The sequence below is a fragment of the Enterococcus sp. DIV0213h genome (assembly GCF_051711285.1).
Taxonomy (GTDB): Bacteria; Bacillota; Bacilli; order Lactobacillales; family Enterococcaceae; genus Enterococcus_D; species Enterococcus_D casseliflavus.
Window position 1 is genome coordinate 2,499,829 of sequence record NZ_JBIOMH010000001.1, and the last position, 15,090, is coordinate 2,514,918.

Sequence of the window (15,090 nt, forward strand, 5' to 3'; positions counted from 1 at the left end):
GTTATGCCTCCTTCAACAGTGGAACTTTGATTTCAATACTGGTTCCTTGATTTTTAAAACTAATAATTTTCAACGTTCCGCCAACGGCACTTACCCGTTCTCGGATATTCATCAAGCCATAGCTGCCGGCCTTTTGATCTTGTGGATCAAAGCCAACACCGTCATCGATCACCCGCAACAACACGTTATTATCAATGCGATGCAAGTAAACTTCCAACTCATTGGCCTTGGCGTGACGCAGTGTATTAGATAAGAGTTCTTGGATCACACGAAAGAGTTGATCTTCAATCGAACTAGGCATCGTAAAGTCTTCAATATCCCAAGTCAATAGAATTTTGATTTTGGTCTCTAATTCTTTTAACAATTGCTCGATTCCTTGCTTTAGACTCTTCCCTTCCAAAGTAACAGGTCGTAGATGAAGCAAGAGCGCCCGCATTTCAGATTGCGAAGCATTGATAATGTCTGTGACCATAGCTAACTGTTTCTTTTGGCTTTCTGGCGCATCTGTTCGAATCGCTTGCTCATTTAGTGCAGACATCATCATCATGGCGGCAAACAGCTGTTGAGAAACAGAGTCGTGCAATTCACGAGCCAGACGCTGCCTTTCTGCTTCTAAAATCTCTTCTTTCGTCTGACCATCAACAAACTGCGGTTTCGCATTCAATTGCTGTAATTCCATCGACATCTGTTTCATCTTCGATTGGATACTGGCAATGTCACGATCCACATTCGCAATCAAATGATTTTCAGACGCATGGGGGATTTTTGTTTCCAATAAAGGGCTATCGATATAGCCGCTGGCTAACAGTCTTAACTTTTCTTCCACCGGACCGTATTGACGGTTGCGAAAAAAAGAAATCAGTAAAAAGACAGCTAAAGCAATCAATGCAGATATTACAAGTAAGTGAAAGACGATTGGGATAAAGAAGAGCTTGATTTGAAAGACTTCTATCAGCCAATTATTTTTCCCACTGGCATACAAATAGGAAAACAGCATCAAAATCATGGTGAAAAAACTTGCTAATCCTGCATAAAAAGCAATCATGCCTCTTGAAAATTTCCCGATCATACCCGAATCACCTCAACATCACCAACAAGAGTATTCGTCAAGATTTTCAAACGCCGACTATTTTCGCCATAATCCGGGCTGTAGATCGTCAATTTTTCATTTTTCAAGCTCGTTTCTTCGCCTTCAAAGATAACGGAGCCAATAAAAGTACTGTGCTCTAATTTGATTGCTATACCAGCAGGCACTAAAATACGAGTTCTGCCAAAGCCTTTTCGTACGATCACGACGTTTTCTTTCTTAGGCAATAAAGTGTTGCCTAGATCGATGAAAGTGTCTCCCGTCAAGATATCTAAATTGATATCGTCCCATTCATAGACTTGACTGCCGATCCGTTCATTACCTAACCATTGCTGCTTTTGTTTCAGTGGATGATCAGCTTTGGGTTCTTCAGTTTCAACGATAATCATTTGTTTTTTGCGCCAGAATGAATTTTTAGTTAAGTCGATTCCGGTAATCTCGACTCCTTTTAAACCAATAAATAAAATCGCAAAAATCAGCATCAGCCACAGTGCTGGACTATTTAACAAACTGATCAAAATAGCAATGGAACTTGAGACCATCAAGAAATTTTTAAAATTGCTCTTGCGCTCACTTCGGTTCACAAGGACCAAGCACGTCACACCAAGTATTAATAAAAATAATAATGGTGGATTAGATAAAATTTGCCATACCGCAAAAAGCAGTAAGAGCGCTTCAACAATAAAGAAAAAACGCCAAGGACTTTTCATTCAAGCTCCTCCTCCTAGTAATTCTACTCTATCATACCTGAAAAAAATGGTTTGTCCATCCGTCGCTGGTCCGAAAAAAGACCCTGTTTGATCAAATTCCCTAAAGGAGAATGAACAACAGGGTCAACTAGATTGATCGAGTGATCAAGCAATTAGCTTTTCTTTACTTCTGTGATTCTTACTTGCATATCTCCGCCTGGCGTTGAGATCGTCACTTCATCGTTGACTTTTTTCCCAATCAAGGCACGAGCGATTGGTGAATCATTGGAAATTTTACCAGAAAACGGATCTGCTTCAGCACTACCGACGATCATGTACTCTTCTTCGTCACCATCAGGCAACTCAACAAAAATCACTGTTTTTCCGATGGAAACTTCATCAGAGTCTACACCCTCATTATCAATGATCTCTGCAAAACGAATCATATTTTCTAAAGTAGTGATTCGGCCTTCAACAAACGCTTGTTCATCTTTAGCAGACTCATACTCTGAGTTTTCGGATAAATCGCCAAAACTGCGGGCTACCTTGATACGTTCAATGATTTCGCCGCGTTTTACCGTTTTCAATTCTTCTAATTCTTGTTCTAGCTTTTCTTTTCCTTCAAGTGTCATTGGGTAAACTTTTTCTACCATAGTTCTTTTCTCCTTTTAGTAACTTCTAATAAATCGCAAAAGGTAATCTTTTGCGATGAGTCCACAAAAGATTACCATGCTTTTTTTTAAATGTAAACTATAAACCTATGAAAATTTAATTTGAGGTATTGTTTACATATTGTTCCACTAATTGCATATGCTGTTCATAGGTTTCCGCAAAGTAAACTTCTTGGGTTTGAATGTCAGCAACGAAATAATAGTAGTTGTTCGGTGTTGGATCTAAGACCGCTTGGATCGCTGCTTCACTTGGATTGTTGAATGGTCCAGGTCCGTAGCCAGTATGCACATAGAGATTATAAGGAGAGTCAACTTGAGTGTCCTCATAAGTAACTAGCTCTTTGTGCTCACCTAACGCGTATAGAATCGAAATATCCGATTGCAGCGGCATATCAATCGCTAAACGATTGAAGAATACCTGTGCGATATTTTTACGATCTTCTAGCTTACTGCCCTCTTTTTCAACAAGTGATGCCAAAGTAAGGACTTCTTGAACCGTCATTTCTTTTTGAGCGATTTGATCGAAATATTTTGACAAGACTGAATTTGATTTATCCACCATTTGGGTAACGACTTCTTCTAGGGTATTCCCTGTATAGTAGTCGTAAGTTGCTGGGAACAAGTATCCTTCTAGTCGGTAACGCACACCTTGCGCATCGCCGGCACTTGCTAAAAGCTCAGGATAGGTTTCTTTCATTTTTTCAAAGAACTCATCGCTTTCCATCAAAGCTAAGAAATCGTCTTTCGAGATATTCGTTGCTTCCGCTAGAGCATCACCGATTTGATCAACATCAAATCCTTCTGGAATCGTCACTTTTGCATCAGAGGTGACTGAGCCTTCGCCATTTTGCAACTGCTCACTTATCGCTTCCAGTGTCATATTTGGTGAAAAATGATATGTTCCTGCTTGAAAGCCCGTCAGATTATTAAATTTTGTGTAATAATTAAAAATCATTCCACTTTTGATAATGTTCTCATCCTCTAAGATCTCACCAATTGCTTTATTCGAAGAACCGCTTGGAATAACAATCGTCACCTTCTCAGTATCATCGGGATCTAATGGCTGCAAACTTGAAGTAACATATCGATAAGCTGAGAAACCTAATATTCCGCCGATTACTAAGAAAACAAGAACAACAATCAACACGATTTTATTAACTATTTTGTCTTCCTTGCTGCGCTGCAATCTGCGTTGGTTTTTTTCAGAAACAGTTTCTTGCAAACTTTCTGAAGAAGCAGAATGATTTTGTTTCTCTTCTATATGTTTACTCTTATTTAGATGATTACTACGAGATCCCACAGAATCGTCATCCAAGAAGCTGTGTTCAGATATCGATTCTTTTTTTGAACTTGATTCTTTTAAAGACTCCATAACTTTCTCTTTAAAAGAATCTTCTGGATGTTGTTTAGACAAAACAACTCCTCCTTAATTTCTTCTTTTTGACTTGTATCATTATACATGAAAACTCATCAGAAAGAAATGACATTCTTTTTTTTACTTAAGCATTCTGCTCATTTAAAACTTTTATAATTTTTCACCGGTCACGTTTTGCACAATGTTTTTTGCGATATTGTCCAAATTGTTTCTTATTCTCGCAACATCTGAAGGATTGGAGATAAAGCCAAGTTCCATTAAGCGATACTCAATCCCTCTAGATCTGAAAATATTTAAATTCAATAAGTCTTGTCTAAAACTCAACCCATTCGAATTAACAAATGAAGGATGCCAGCCGACATAGGTCCGAATGGTATTCGCTAGCCCGATATTAACTGAATTGGATCCCCCTGGTCTCACTATGACGTGCCCCCCAGAAGCTCCGATACCTCCGCTATCTAGATGAAATTCTGTAACTGAAGTGATTGCATTACTTACAAGGTGTGCTCCTTGTCCGTTTCGAGTGTCAGTAAACATATCGCGTGACACATCATAAAAATTAATTCTGCTTTCTTTCAATTGATTGGCATACTTCCGCAAATATGGAAGCAATTCATTTCTTGTAAAGTCTCGCTCATTTGTCCCGCTTCCCACTGCTCCCGGGTCAATCCCTCCGTGTCCCATTACAAATAGAAACTCTTGCATTTCGATATACGGTTTGGTTGTCGATCCTGGTGCCGGTTGATTTTTAGGCACAAGTTTTATTTCGAGAGACTCAACACGTTTTGCTAACGAACTCGTTCCAGCCCGCTGATCATTTCGAGCCCAATCAAGCCAACCATAAGTCTGGGAATGCACTCGATAATAAATATCATAAAGCAATGAGATATTGCCGGTCAGTCGAATTTGGAGTGCTTCGATCCGTTTCGCCTCACCTGTTGTACCGGCTGTACTCCCATTAGATTGATACCCTTGCCAACCATAGGTTTGGACATGCGTACGATATTCTATTCCACCTGTAACTGGTGAGTTTTCTAAACTTAGCTGGATTGCTTCCAGTCGTTTTGCCTGACCAACTGTTCCAATACTCGCTTGGCCCGGATTAATCGTCGTCGACCATCCAAAAGTCTGAACATGTGCACTCAAATGAATACTTGGTGTTTCAATTGTTTCGTAGGAGATAAACGGCATCGTACTATCTCCTGGCGGCGCCGTTCCTTTTTGCACAAGTTGAACTTCAATTGCTTCTACTCTTCGTGAGAGCGCGACACTTCCCGACATTTGATCGTTTTTCGCCCACCCTAACCAGCCAAACGATTGAATGTGAACCCGATAATAGACATCAAATAATTGAGACAAGGTTCCTGTCAAGCGGATCTGAATCGCTTCTATCCGTTTAGCTTCATTTGTTGTACCTGCAATTGCACCATTCGTTTGGTAGGATTGCCAACCATAACTCTGAACATGTGCACGGTATTCGATATCTCCATCATAAATATTATTATCTAAACGAAGCTGAATCGCTTCTAGTCTCTTTGCTTCTCCAGTAACACCTCCAGAAACAAGACCGCTCGATTGGGAGTCTTGCCATCCGTAAGTTTGAACATGCGAAGATAAATGAAGCGAAGGTTGGGTTACATTGTCAGTTGAAACATAAGGTTTATCAGTGCTCCCGGGTGCTGGACTACCTTTTTCCACTAGCTGAATTTGGATAGATTCTAGTCTTTTAGCAAATCCAGAAGTACCCGCTTCATTCCCGTTTTTCGCCCATCCAAGCCAACCAAACGTTTGTGAATGGACGCGGTAATAAATATCATAGTCCTCCGCTAACTCATCGGTCAAATTAATTTTGACTGCCTCAAGGCGCTTAGCTTCACCAATCGTTCCAGAAAATTCGCCATCTCTTTTTTCGCCTAAATCCCAGCCATAAGTTTGAACATGCGTGGAATAAACGATACTACCTTTCAGTTCTGTGCTGTCTGGATCAATAGCGAGCGACATTCCCTCCAAGCGCTTCGCCTGTCCAACTGTACCACCAGTAACATTACTAGCTGGTGGTACTTGTGTTTCCCCATCTGTTTGTATATGTACCATTAGTTTCAAGTTGGGTAAACCTTTTGCGGATTTTAATTCAATATCATCCTCTTCACTGGAAGAAGACGTCGTCTGCTCTGTCGTAGAATCAAACATACTTGAAGATGATTCTGTTATATCTTGCGTACTTGAGTCACTTACTGAAGTTGAACTTGTACTTTCACTATTTGTTGTAGAAGTACTATCCGACATTTCCGTCGTTTCTGTAGATTCGCTTTGATAATTTGAATCAGTACTGCTGGTTTGCTCATTTGTCAAACTCTCTGAAGCGTTACTTGTCATTTCTTGTCCTACAACGTTCGTTTCAGCAAGTCCAATGATTGGACTGAAACTGCTCGTAAGGATTACTAGAACCAGAAAGAAATTAGCCAACCTTTTTTTCATATGAATTACTCACTCCTTTTTAATTAGATGCGATTTTTTATTTGAATACCACAAGATTTTCTTGAGTATAGCAAATCTAAAAGACAGATTTTATTTTTTTGACTTCCCCTGTAATCAACAAACATGAAACCAATAGAATTAACCATAAAATACCTTTGATTACCAGTAAGACGAAATAGTTCGTGTCGATCGTGATGAGATGATCGAACAAAAAGAGAGCAGCTGCTAAAACGACACTGATACATACTGGGCTGATCAGCTGCTTCAAAACATCTGAAAGTTTTCCTTCTAAGACTTTTGTCATTAAAATCCAGTAGGAGGTGAAAAAATTTAAGATATACGCTGCACAAACAAAGGCAGCCACATAAGTTATCTTCGAGAAATTGATTCCAACCAATGTTAAACTAAGAATCAAAAAAGTTGAAATCATTCCCGTTTTCAATAATGTTTTTGAATGGTTTCTTGCCATAAATATGCTTCCAGTTGCAGAAGTAAGCATCTGCGCCCATATACTAAATGCCAATATTGAAAAAGGAACGACAGCGGCATACCAGCGAGAACCAAAGAGAAATAGGATTATTTCCTCAGCATTCATTACCATAAAAATAGTTAATGGAAATGCGATTAATCCTAGGACATGGACAATTTTTAAAAACGTTTCTCGTATCAACTTCACATCATCTTGATGGTGTGACAAAACAGGTTGCAGAACTGGGGAAATAATACCTAAAAATACCGTATTGGGCATAGTAATCATTTGATAACTCTTTTGATAATTTGCTAAGGGCACGGGACCTAAAAATCGTCCAATTAGTAAATTATCTGAATTACGGGAAAAATAATTTAATATTGTAAAACCTAATTGGTTTTTTGCGAATGACCATAGTACTTTAAAAGGTTGCGGGTCTAAACTTTTTGTGTACTTGATCTTAACTACAGCAAAATTAGCAAACAGCGTAGCAATTGCAGGAATAGCGGCACTTAAAATCAATGCATAAACGCCAAAGCCAGCAAAAGCTGAGGCAATACCAAAGATTGCACCAAAAAGATTACAGAACAAGAGCCTCAAATTAAGGGTTCGAAATCTCAATTCTTTATTTAAAATTGCCGTTGGTACAACGTTCATTCCTTCTGAGAATACAATGATCGACATAAACCAAAATAGCGATTTATAGATAGAATTATTATAGATAATCGCAACAAAATGGCCGAACAACCCAAAACCGACAGCTAACAGAAACGCAAACAGAACTGTATAGTTAAAAACTATGCCATAATCTTCTTCCTTCATCTCTTTGTTCTGAATGATTGCCGGACCTAGGCCAGCTGTCACAAACATTTGGAAAAATACTAGGAAAACTTGAACATTCGCTACCACCCCAAATTCTTCAACTGGTATTAATCTTGACAGTACAACGTTTATCAGCAATTGGATCAAAACATTGCTATACTGTCCGATTGCTGTAAAAATCATACCTGATCTAAAAGCATTTCTCATCTAAATACTCATCCTTCTCTTTAAGTCTTCATTTGATAACGAAAAAAATCCGCTCATTAATGATAAGTTCTTTTTTACATTTTTCAACTTAAAAAGATATGACTTCTTCAGATTGTCATTATATAATAGGTCGCTCGAAGCATCTTCTTTATGGTAAATGCTCAACGATGGTATATACAGTTGTTTGTATCCAAGCCGCTGACAAAGGATTGCCAAATAATCTTCTTCATTATAAAGAAATGTTTCCGGATAAAATCCAATATAATATCTCAAATAATTTTCCGTAAAAAAGATTGCCGCACCATGCAGTGTCTTCTCGTAAGGATCTAGTATTTCCTGGGTTTCTACCGAAAAAGAAACTGATTGATACGCGTTGTCCCGAAGCGTCATCAATTTCTTAAGGTGCGGATAGATATTTAAACGCAATGAACTTTCCAACAATAACAATATCATTCTATGGAAAACCAAATCCGCTTTCTTTTTTAGATTGACATTTAGCGTATTTTGGTTCTTTCCGTCTCTGGTGATAATTTTTGTACCAATCATGCCAATATCCTCATTGTACGATATTGAAGCTAGTTTTTCTAAATAAGTTCTATCTTCAAGGAGAGTGTCACCATTTATAACCAGGACTCTTTCAATTCCTTTCTTTCTAAAAAGTGATAGACCAAAATTATTTCCTCTTGCAAAACCAAGATTTTCTTTCATCTTTACAACTGTAACCTGCTCTGAATCTTCAAAGTTATCTGATAAACGTTTAAATGAATCGTTTGGTGAATCATTATCTACGATTAGGATATCTATCTTTTTAAAGGTTTGACTCATTAAAGATTCCACACATTCAATTGTATCTTGAAAAGCTAAATAATTTAGAATTAAGATTCCTATTGTTTTCTTCATTTCACTGATCCTACTTCCTAAGCTACTATACGATGTTTTAATATTCTTGCGAAAATACATTTTTCCCATTTTCTTTATTCCTATAAATCATACTCACTTCAGTGAGTATGATTTATAGAGAAAATAATTTTTATAGAGAAGCTGTCTTGAGGTATGCTCTTTTACATATTCTTGATAAATTGATAAGATTTCTCTTATCAATTGACAAAAAACGGGGTTTTATCATAAATACATTTTACAGCAATACAATCATTCAGATTGCGTATTTTTGATAGAATTGCCCTAATGCTTCTGGATATTTCTCTAAAAAGTTCTCAGTTAATCTGTTTTTCTTTATAACATCAAAATTCTTCTTGCTTATTTTACTCGTTAAAGTTGAATTTTCTGTTGTTCGATAATAATAGCTTTTACTATCAATCATTTCATAGAAAAACAGCCCGTCCTCATAAATAATTCCTTCAGTGAACGCAACATCTTTGAACAGTTCCACGGCATAAAGTTTGATAGTTGGAGAACCCGCAGGAAAATCAGAATCGTATAATTCCTCAATTAATTGTAAAGATGTCCCTTCAACAATTTTGGGAGGATTAACCACAGATAAGTTCAACTCGGTTTCTTCTTTGGTAAACTTGCACATAGCAACTTGAACATCACATGTTTTAATCGCACGCATCAATTCTTCACAATAAATCGGTGTAACAAAATCATCGCAGTCAATGAATGTAATAAATTTGTCACTGACATTCAAAAGCCCAGCGTTTCTAACGCTTGATTGGCCACCGTTACTCTTGCTAACTAATCGAATAACTCTGGATGTGTTTTTGTTTATGACTTCATTACCTACCTCTATTGAATCGTCTGTTGAGCCATCATCAAGAACGATGATCTCGATGTTTTTATAGGTTTGATTCATAAGACTATTGAGACATTCACCTATATATTTCTCTCCGTTATACATTGGAATTATTATACTGATTTTCTCATCCATTATTTTGTACTCCTCAAATAGTCAATTACAGGCTTAAAGGTTTTTTCAAAAGTAAAATGACTAAGACCATATTGAAAAATAGCTGCGCTTAATTCCTTTTTTGAAGAATTTTCAAGCATTGAATCGTACCACTCAATTAAGCTTGGAATATCGATTGGTGTATCATCGCTCGGTACACGATAATAAAACGGAAGATCACAATTATCCAAATCAGTTTTCACTCCAGAAACAATCGGTAACCCTTTCGCCAAATACTCTTTTCCTTTTAAACTACTATTATAAGTCACTCCAGATCGATGACGGGCTAAAGAGTCAATCCCAATATCTGCATTCTGATAAAACTGATCCAATTGAGAAAATTCTACTCTGCCTAATAACTTCACTTTTTCTTCTAAGTGGTAATCAGAGACCAGCTTTTTATAGTCCTTTAAGACAGGACCATCCCCGACTAAAGTGAACATGACGTTTCTCTTAGCATCAGATGAATTATAGTATTCGTGCAGTCCCTGAATGACGCGATCATATCCATGGTAGAAACAAAGTGCTGCGACCCCTAGTAATCGGATTGCACCATCTCCCTCATTACTACCTTCAATCGGACTAGCAAAGTCGTACGCATTCGAAAGATTGATACATGGTATATCAAAAATTTTTTCATCATCCGAAAAAGTCAGAACTCGATCAACGTAGTGTTTTAAATATGGTGTCCAGAGATGTTCTTTGGCTTGAATGTCCCATTTTACAATTCCTTTAAATTCGTTCATATAAGGATATGTTGGAATTTCTAATAAGACAATAATCGATGGATTCATTGTCTTGATTTTCTTTAATAAATCGATAACACTTTTATCAAAAACCGCACTTTTTCTAATGTAAACAAAGTCGTACTCTTGCCAATTTATTTTCTCTTTTAAAAAAAACTGTCTTGAAAAAAAAGGAACTAGGTTTATAAACAGATGACCTATATTCCTTTTTGGGTTTATTAAGGGTTTCATGGAAAAACCATTTTTTTCAAACTCTTCAATTTGTCGATTGATCTTCTTTTGAATTCCACCAGCATGGGTCAAGTCTTGGGAAAAATAAATGCCCTTCATTTTTCTCCTTCTTTCATTTCTCTAATTTCTTTTTTCAAAAAAGATAACTCTTGTGTTAATGTTTTGACTTGTCTTTGCGTATTTATCAATGCAATACTAGTTGTTAAAGTGATAAACAATAAAAAGGCTGTTAAACTATATAATGCTAAAGAAGTGAGTGTAGTGATCCCTAGAAAGTGGGCGATCGTCGTCCCTACTTTGGGAAATAATGCACCGATCAACATTATTATTCCCAGTAAAAGCCATTTGTTCATTTGACGTACTTCTGCATGATCTTTACGAATCAAATAAACAGTTAAGACAAAAAAAGCAAATGCTAAAAAAATAGCAATAATTTGTAATTGAACCGGCATTAGGATTCCTCCTTTTTAATCAAAGATGCAATCAGAATAGCCAAAGAGACATTAACCATATACGCTGCCGAGTCGAAAAAATGAATACTCGAGCGACCAGTCGTTCTTTCGAACATGTTTACCCCAATCTCTTTCACCCGGATGTTTTTGGCTACTAAATGCATGTAGCTTTCAGGTTCCGGATACTGGCTCGGATATCGATGGGCAAATTGTCTGATTACTTGCCGGTTTCCTGCTCTGAAACCACTCGTTACATCTTTGACGCGCATTTTTGTCAGAAGGTAAATAAGTCCTGAAAGAAGCTTGATTCCTAATTGTCTTGCACCAGTAGATTTAAACGTCGACGTGCTGTCTTCTACAAATCTGGATCCGACGGTAAAATCAGCCTGATTATTGATAATCGGTTCAACCAACTGACTTAAACTTTCAATATCGTGCTGTCCATCGCCATCATATTGAATCGCGATATCATAATCGTGTTCTAATGCATACAGATATCCCGTCTGCACAGCTCCTCCAATACCTAAATTGTTCACCAACTCGACATGATGAATATTGTTTTCCAATAATACCGCTTCCTCATTGTCTGTAGACCCATCATTGATAACAAGATAATCTAAATTATATGGTGTTTTTTTTCTATACTCGAGTACCTTGTCGATTACTTGGACAATACCTTCTGCTTCATTATATGCTGGAATAATCAGTAAAATTCTTGGATTCACGATTTACACCCTAACTTTTCTTATAATTGATTGCTTTTTTGATTTTTCACGTAAAATTTCATGAGAAAAGAAGCAATAGTTTTCCCCCAATAACGTTTGTACATTTCCAATTCTTCTGCTTCTCTCGTTTTATCCAGGGTTGTTGCAGTTGTTTCAGATTCTTCGTGAATTCTATGATACATTGCATTTTTTGAGATGTAACAAATGTTTTCCGGTCGCTTCATGATTCGTTCCCATGCATCCCAATCTACTGCCATTCGCATCTGTTCATTAAATTTGAAGTCATTGAGCACCCGCAAATTATATGAAACAGCTGGACAACAAATAAAGTTCCCAAACGCATATATGCGCCTTTGATACCACTTTGATTGTAATAACCCCATTGTTTTTAAACCGAACGTTTTAATTTTAAGATTTATTGATCTTTTTCTGATTTGACTTTCTTGATCGATTTCCTTATAATCCGTAAACACAATACTTGTTTGATTATTATTTTCGAACGCATCAATGACGCTTTCACCATACTCTTTTAAATAGATGTCGTCTTGATGAACGATCGTCGCATATGGCGTATCAACAAAAGACAATGCATTGTTCCAATCTCGTCCGATACTTCCGCCTGAACTAGTAAACATAGGTATCTCATAAGAGTTGGCAATCTCTGTTATATAAGTATTTGGTGTACTTGTGTACAAAATCAGCTTGGACTTTCCTTTTTTCAGACTCGTCTGATTTAAACAAGAAAGTATACATTCTTCTAAAAAAGAAGACTCTTTATAAGCGCAAATAACAAATGTATGCATGAATATCCCTTTCCATGAATTGTTAAGAGTTTTAAATATCCAATTCTAAAAAATTATACTCGACTTTTTAGTAATTCTCAACAAAAATTAAAATCCCGAAAAAAACTTAAAGAAGACAAACTCTCATTATTTGGCAAAAAATAAAAAAAAATAAGGATTCCACGCCTTTTTTTAAGTTTTTCTTTTGGAGACTTGTCATTATTCTAGTATACTATATATAATATGTATTTGGAGGTACAGGATGCTTTTTTCAATCTTACTTTTTATTCTCATACTCTTTTTAACAGCAAATAGAAGCTTTTATCGCCGAATTTCGCTTTCTCTATTTTGTGCCGTTTCTCATCTTTCATTCACGGCATTTATTGCACGATCACTCGGCTTAACTGAATTAAGAAAAAATCTCTTATCTTTTAGTTTCCTTTCAACCAAGTCCGCAGTCACTGGTGTAAGTATCCTTGTTTTTCTTTTTCTCTTATCAACGGTCCTGATTATCAAAAAAACAGGTCTGATTGACAGAATATTTCAATCCTTGAACTGGCGTCTTCAACTTTCTTTTTTTATTTTTTCATTACTAGTATTCATTGGAGCACTTGCTGGAAACAGTGCCGTTTGGACGAAAAATTTTTTTGGTAATGTAGGCATTAGTGAAATTCTATACACTTTGTCTCAACCCTTGACAGGAACAGATGCGGGTCAAATTTATACGTTCATTTTGGGTCCTTTATTAAATTCTATTATTCTCACACTTAGTTTTCTAGTAATCCTATACTTGCTACTCTATGCTCTATCTTACAAAAAGTTTCAGCAAATTAAGTTAACCAAAAAGACGAGTTTCTTTTTTGCCTTCATTAGTGTAAGCCTCACTATATATGGTTTTTTCTTTGGTATACAAACATTGGGCTATGCAGAACTAAAAGCATATTTTTTTGAGAAATCAACGATTTACGAAGATTTTTATGTGGACCCGAATGATGTTGCGCTTACCTTTCCAGAACAAAAAAGAAACCTTATCTATATTTACGTCGAATCATTAGAATCAACGTACTTATCCATTGACCTTGGAGGAATGCAAGAAGTCAATCTATTACCAAATCTCACAGAATCAGCTTATGCAGATGGACTAAATTTTTCGCACCAAAGTACTTTCGGCGGTGCTCGTCAAGTTCCTGGTGTTGGTTTTACCGTAGGAGGAATGGTTGCCCAAAGTTCTGGGGTTCCTCTGAGAGTCTCTGGTGGCTATAACGAAAATGAATATGGCAATACTTCATCTTTTATGCCTGGTGTCACCACAATCGGTACCATTTTAAATCAAGAAGGATACAATCAAACACTGTTAATCGGTTCCGATGCAAGCTTTGGCGGCAGAGATAAATTTTACTCTCAACATGGAAATTACCAAATAAAAGATTATCAATATGCAATCGATAATCAATGGATACCGTCTGACTATAAAGTCTGGTGGGGATATGAGGATGAGAAACTTTTTGAGTTTGCTAAAAACATACTTATAGAAGATTCTCAGTCAGAAGAGCCCTTTAATTTAACGCTTCTAACAGCTGATATGCACTTCCCAGATGGTTTGATGACCGAAAATACACCTAAACTTTTTGAACAGCAATATAGTAATGTCATCCACTATTCAGATTATATGTTAGGTAATTTTATACGATGGGTTCAGCAACAGTCTTTTTATGATAATACTACTATCGTAATTGCCGGTGACCACCTAAGCATGGATCCCTCTTTTTTTAATGGTATCCCTGAAGACTATGAGCGAACTGTCTTCAATCTCTTTATTAACTCACCGGTAACAACCTTGAATAATACCAATCGTTCTTTCAGTACATTGGATTTGTTTCCGACCACTTTATCTGCATTAGGTGTTTCCATTGAGGGAAATCGATTAGGCTTAGGAACAAATCTATTTTCAGAAGAAATGACTCTAATGGAAAAATTAGGGTTTGATGAATTCTCTAATGAACTTAGTAAGACATCGAGCTTTTATAATCAGCAGATTATGCAAGGATCAGACCTTGAAGTTAAATAATAAATTGCTAAATCACGCCAATTGCTACGATAAATTTTTACTATATAATTGAATATACTAACCAGTCTTTTAGTAGTGTCAGTAAAAACTCAATTATTTTTTACTGACACTATTTGATATGGTCGAGGAAACAACTCTACAATAAAGATATCGTAAAATCTGATCATTTTGTTTATGATAGCATTAAATCTCTGACATATTCACCTATCAAGCAATTTTTATTGCTAATAGAATTAAACAGCTTTTTTAAAGCCTTGTTTGTATTTTTTGCTTTAATACTCGATCCCTACTATTTCTAAGAGTATGCGGTCCGTGAAATAGTAAACTTTTAACTGAAAAAGTAAAAAAGACAAGGTTGCCTTTGTTGCCGGCCTTGTCTTTT

At 36.6% G+C, this 15,090-nt stretch carries 13 protein-coding genes; 1 reads left to right on the plus strand and 12 read right to left on the minus strand.

What is annotated here, in order from left to right; all coding sequences use genetic code 11:
• Position 1 precedes the first annotated feature (1 nt).
• The 12 genes from IGI77_RS11470 to IGI77_RS11525 form a co-directional block, all read right to left on the minus strand.
• Positions 2-1,069, minus strand: coding sequence for a sensor histidine kinase (locus tag IGI77_RS11470; RefSeq protein WP_005229561.1), 1,068 nt, complete (start codon positions 1,067-1,069; stop codon positions 2-4).
• The gene (gene liaF / locus IGI77_RS11475) at positions 1,066-1,797 is read right to left on the minus strand and encodes a cell wall-active antibiotics response protein LiaF (RefSeq protein ID WP_325844911.1); all 732 of its coding nucleotides are present in this window, start codon (positions 1,795-1,797) and stop codon (positions 1,066-1,068) included. Before liaF ends, IGI77_RS11470 begins: the two co-directional genes overlap by 4 nt.
• A gap of 152 nt (positions 1,798-1,949) precedes the next feature.
• A complete protein-coding gene (greA, locus tag IGI77_RS11480) occupies positions 1,950-2,429 on the minus strand; it encodes a transcription elongation factor GreA (protein WP_005229556.1) in 480 nt (159 codons plus the stop codon).
• A gap of 115 nt (positions 2,430-2,544) precedes the next feature.
• Positions 2,545-3,819 (minus strand): endolytic transglycosylase MltG, encoded by a 1,275-nt coding sequence (gene mltG / locus IGI77_RS11485; protein ID WP_373193034.1) that lies wholly within the window; start codon positions 3,817-3,819, stop codon positions 2,545-2,547.
• 153 nt (positions 3,820-3,972) lie between these two features.
• Positions 3,973-6,300, minus strand: coding sequence for an N-acetylmuramoyl-L-alanine amidase (locus IGI77_RS11490; RefSeq protein ID WP_438770085.1), 2,328 nt, complete (start codon positions 6,298-6,300; stop codon positions 3,973-3,975).
• A 76-nt stretch (positions 6,301-6,376) separates the two neighbouring features.
• Positions 6,377-7,798, minus strand: coding sequence for a lipopolysaccharide biosynthesis protein (locus IGI77_RS11495; RefSeq protein ID WP_142965296.1), 1,422 nt, complete (start codon positions 7,796-7,798; stop codon positions 6,377-6,379).
• Positions 7,799-8,767, minus strand: a complete 969-nt coding sequence (locus IGI77_RS11500) for a glycosyltransferase (RefSeq protein ID WP_438770088.1) — start codon at positions 8,765-8,767, stop codon at positions 7,799-7,801.
• Positions 8,768-8,951: 184 nt separating this feature from the next.
• Positions 8,952-9,686, minus strand: a complete 735-nt coding sequence (locus IGI77_RS11505) for a glycosyltransferase family 2 protein (protein WP_438770090.1) — start codon at positions 9,684-9,686, stop codon at positions 8,952-8,954.
• Positions 9,686-10,780, minus strand: a complete 1,095-nt coding sequence (locus IGI77_RS11510; RefSeq protein ID WP_005229545.1) for a glycosyltransferase — start codon at positions 10,778-10,780, stop codon at positions 9,686-9,688. Before IGI77_RS11510 ends, IGI77_RS11505 begins: the two co-directional genes overlap by 1 nt.
• Complete coding sequence (locus IGI77_RS11515) at positions 10,777-11,133, minus strand: DUF2304 domain-containing protein (RefSeq protein ID WP_005229543.1); 357 nt, start codon at positions 11,131-11,133, stop codon at positions 10,777-10,779. The genes IGI77_RS11510 and IGI77_RS11515 overlap by 4 nt, the downstream gene beginning before the upstream one ends.
• Complete coding sequence (locus IGI77_RS11520) at positions 11,133-11,858, minus strand: glycosyltransferase family 2 protein (protein WP_005229540.1); 726 nt, start codon at positions 11,856-11,858, stop codon at positions 11,133-11,135. The genes IGI77_RS11515 and IGI77_RS11520 overlap by 1 nt, the downstream gene beginning before the upstream one ends.
• A 20-nt stretch (positions 11,859-11,878) precedes the next feature.
• Positions 11,879-12,661, minus strand: a complete 783-nt coding sequence (locus IGI77_RS11525; RefSeq protein ID WP_005229538.1) for a glycosyltransferase — start codon at positions 12,659-12,661, stop codon at positions 11,879-11,881.
• A 241-nt stretch (positions 12,662-12,902) separates the two neighbouring features.
• On the opposite strand from IGI77_RS11525, the gene IGI77_RS11530 reads away from it, so the two are divergent.
• Positions 12,903-14,708 carry an LTA synthase family protein gene (locus IGI77_RS11530; RefSeq protein WP_438770093.1) on the plus strand — a complete coding sequence of 602 codons (1,806 nt, stop codon included), beginning with the start codon at positions 12,903-12,905 and terminating at the stop codon, positions 14,706-14,708.
• The last annotated feature ends 382 nt before the right edge of the window (positions 14,709-15,090 follow it).

Bases quoted from the DNA above. Each gene is read 5' to 3' on its own strand.
- IGI77_RS11470 (WP_005229561.1), bottom strand. From the start codon at position 1,069: ATGATCGGGAAATTTTCAAGAGGCATGATTGCTTTTTATGCAGGATTA.
- liaF (WP_325844911.1), bottom strand. From the start codon at position 1,797: ATGAAAAGTCCTTGGCGTTTTTTCTTTATTGTTGAAGCGCTCTTACTG.
- greA (WP_005229556.1), bottom strand. From the start codon at position 2,429: ATGGTAGAAAAAGTTTACCCAATGACACTTGAAGGAAAAGAAAAGCTA.
- mltG (WP_373193034.1), bottom strand. From the start codon at position 3,819: ATGGAGTCTTTAAAAGAATCAAGTTCAAAAAAAGAATCGATATCTGAA.
- IGI77_RS11490 (WP_438770085.1), bottom strand. From the start codon at position 6,300: ATGAAAAAAAGGTTGGCTAATTTCTTTCTGGTTCTAGTAATCCTTACG.
- IGI77_RS11495 (WP_142965296.1), bottom strand. From the start codon at position 7,798: ATGAGAAATGCTTTTAGATCAGGTATGATTTTTACAGCAATCGGACAG.
- IGI77_RS11500 (WP_438770088.1), bottom strand. From the start codon at position 8,767: ATGGGAAAAATGTATTTTCGCAAGAATATTAAAACATCGTATAGTAGC.
- IGI77_RS11505 (WP_438770090.1), bottom strand. From the start codon at position 9,686: ATGGATGAGAAAATCAGTATAATAATTCCAATGTATAACGGAGAGAAA.
- IGI77_RS11510 (WP_005229545.1), bottom strand. From the start codon at position 10,780: ATGAAGGGCATTTATTTTTCCCAAGACTTGACCCATGCTGGTGGAATT.
- IGI77_RS11515 (WP_005229543.1), bottom strand. From the start codon at position 11,133: ATGCCGGTTCAATTACAAATTATTGCTATTTTTTTAGCATTTGCTTTT.
- IGI77_RS11525 (WP_005229538.1), bottom strand. From the start codon at position 12,661: ATGCATACATTTGTTATTTGCGCTTATAAAGAGTCTTCTTTTTTAGAA.
- IGI77_RS11530 (WP_438770093.1), top strand. From the start codon at position 12,903: ATGCTTTTTTCAATCTTACTTTTTATTCTCATACTCTTTTTAACAGCA.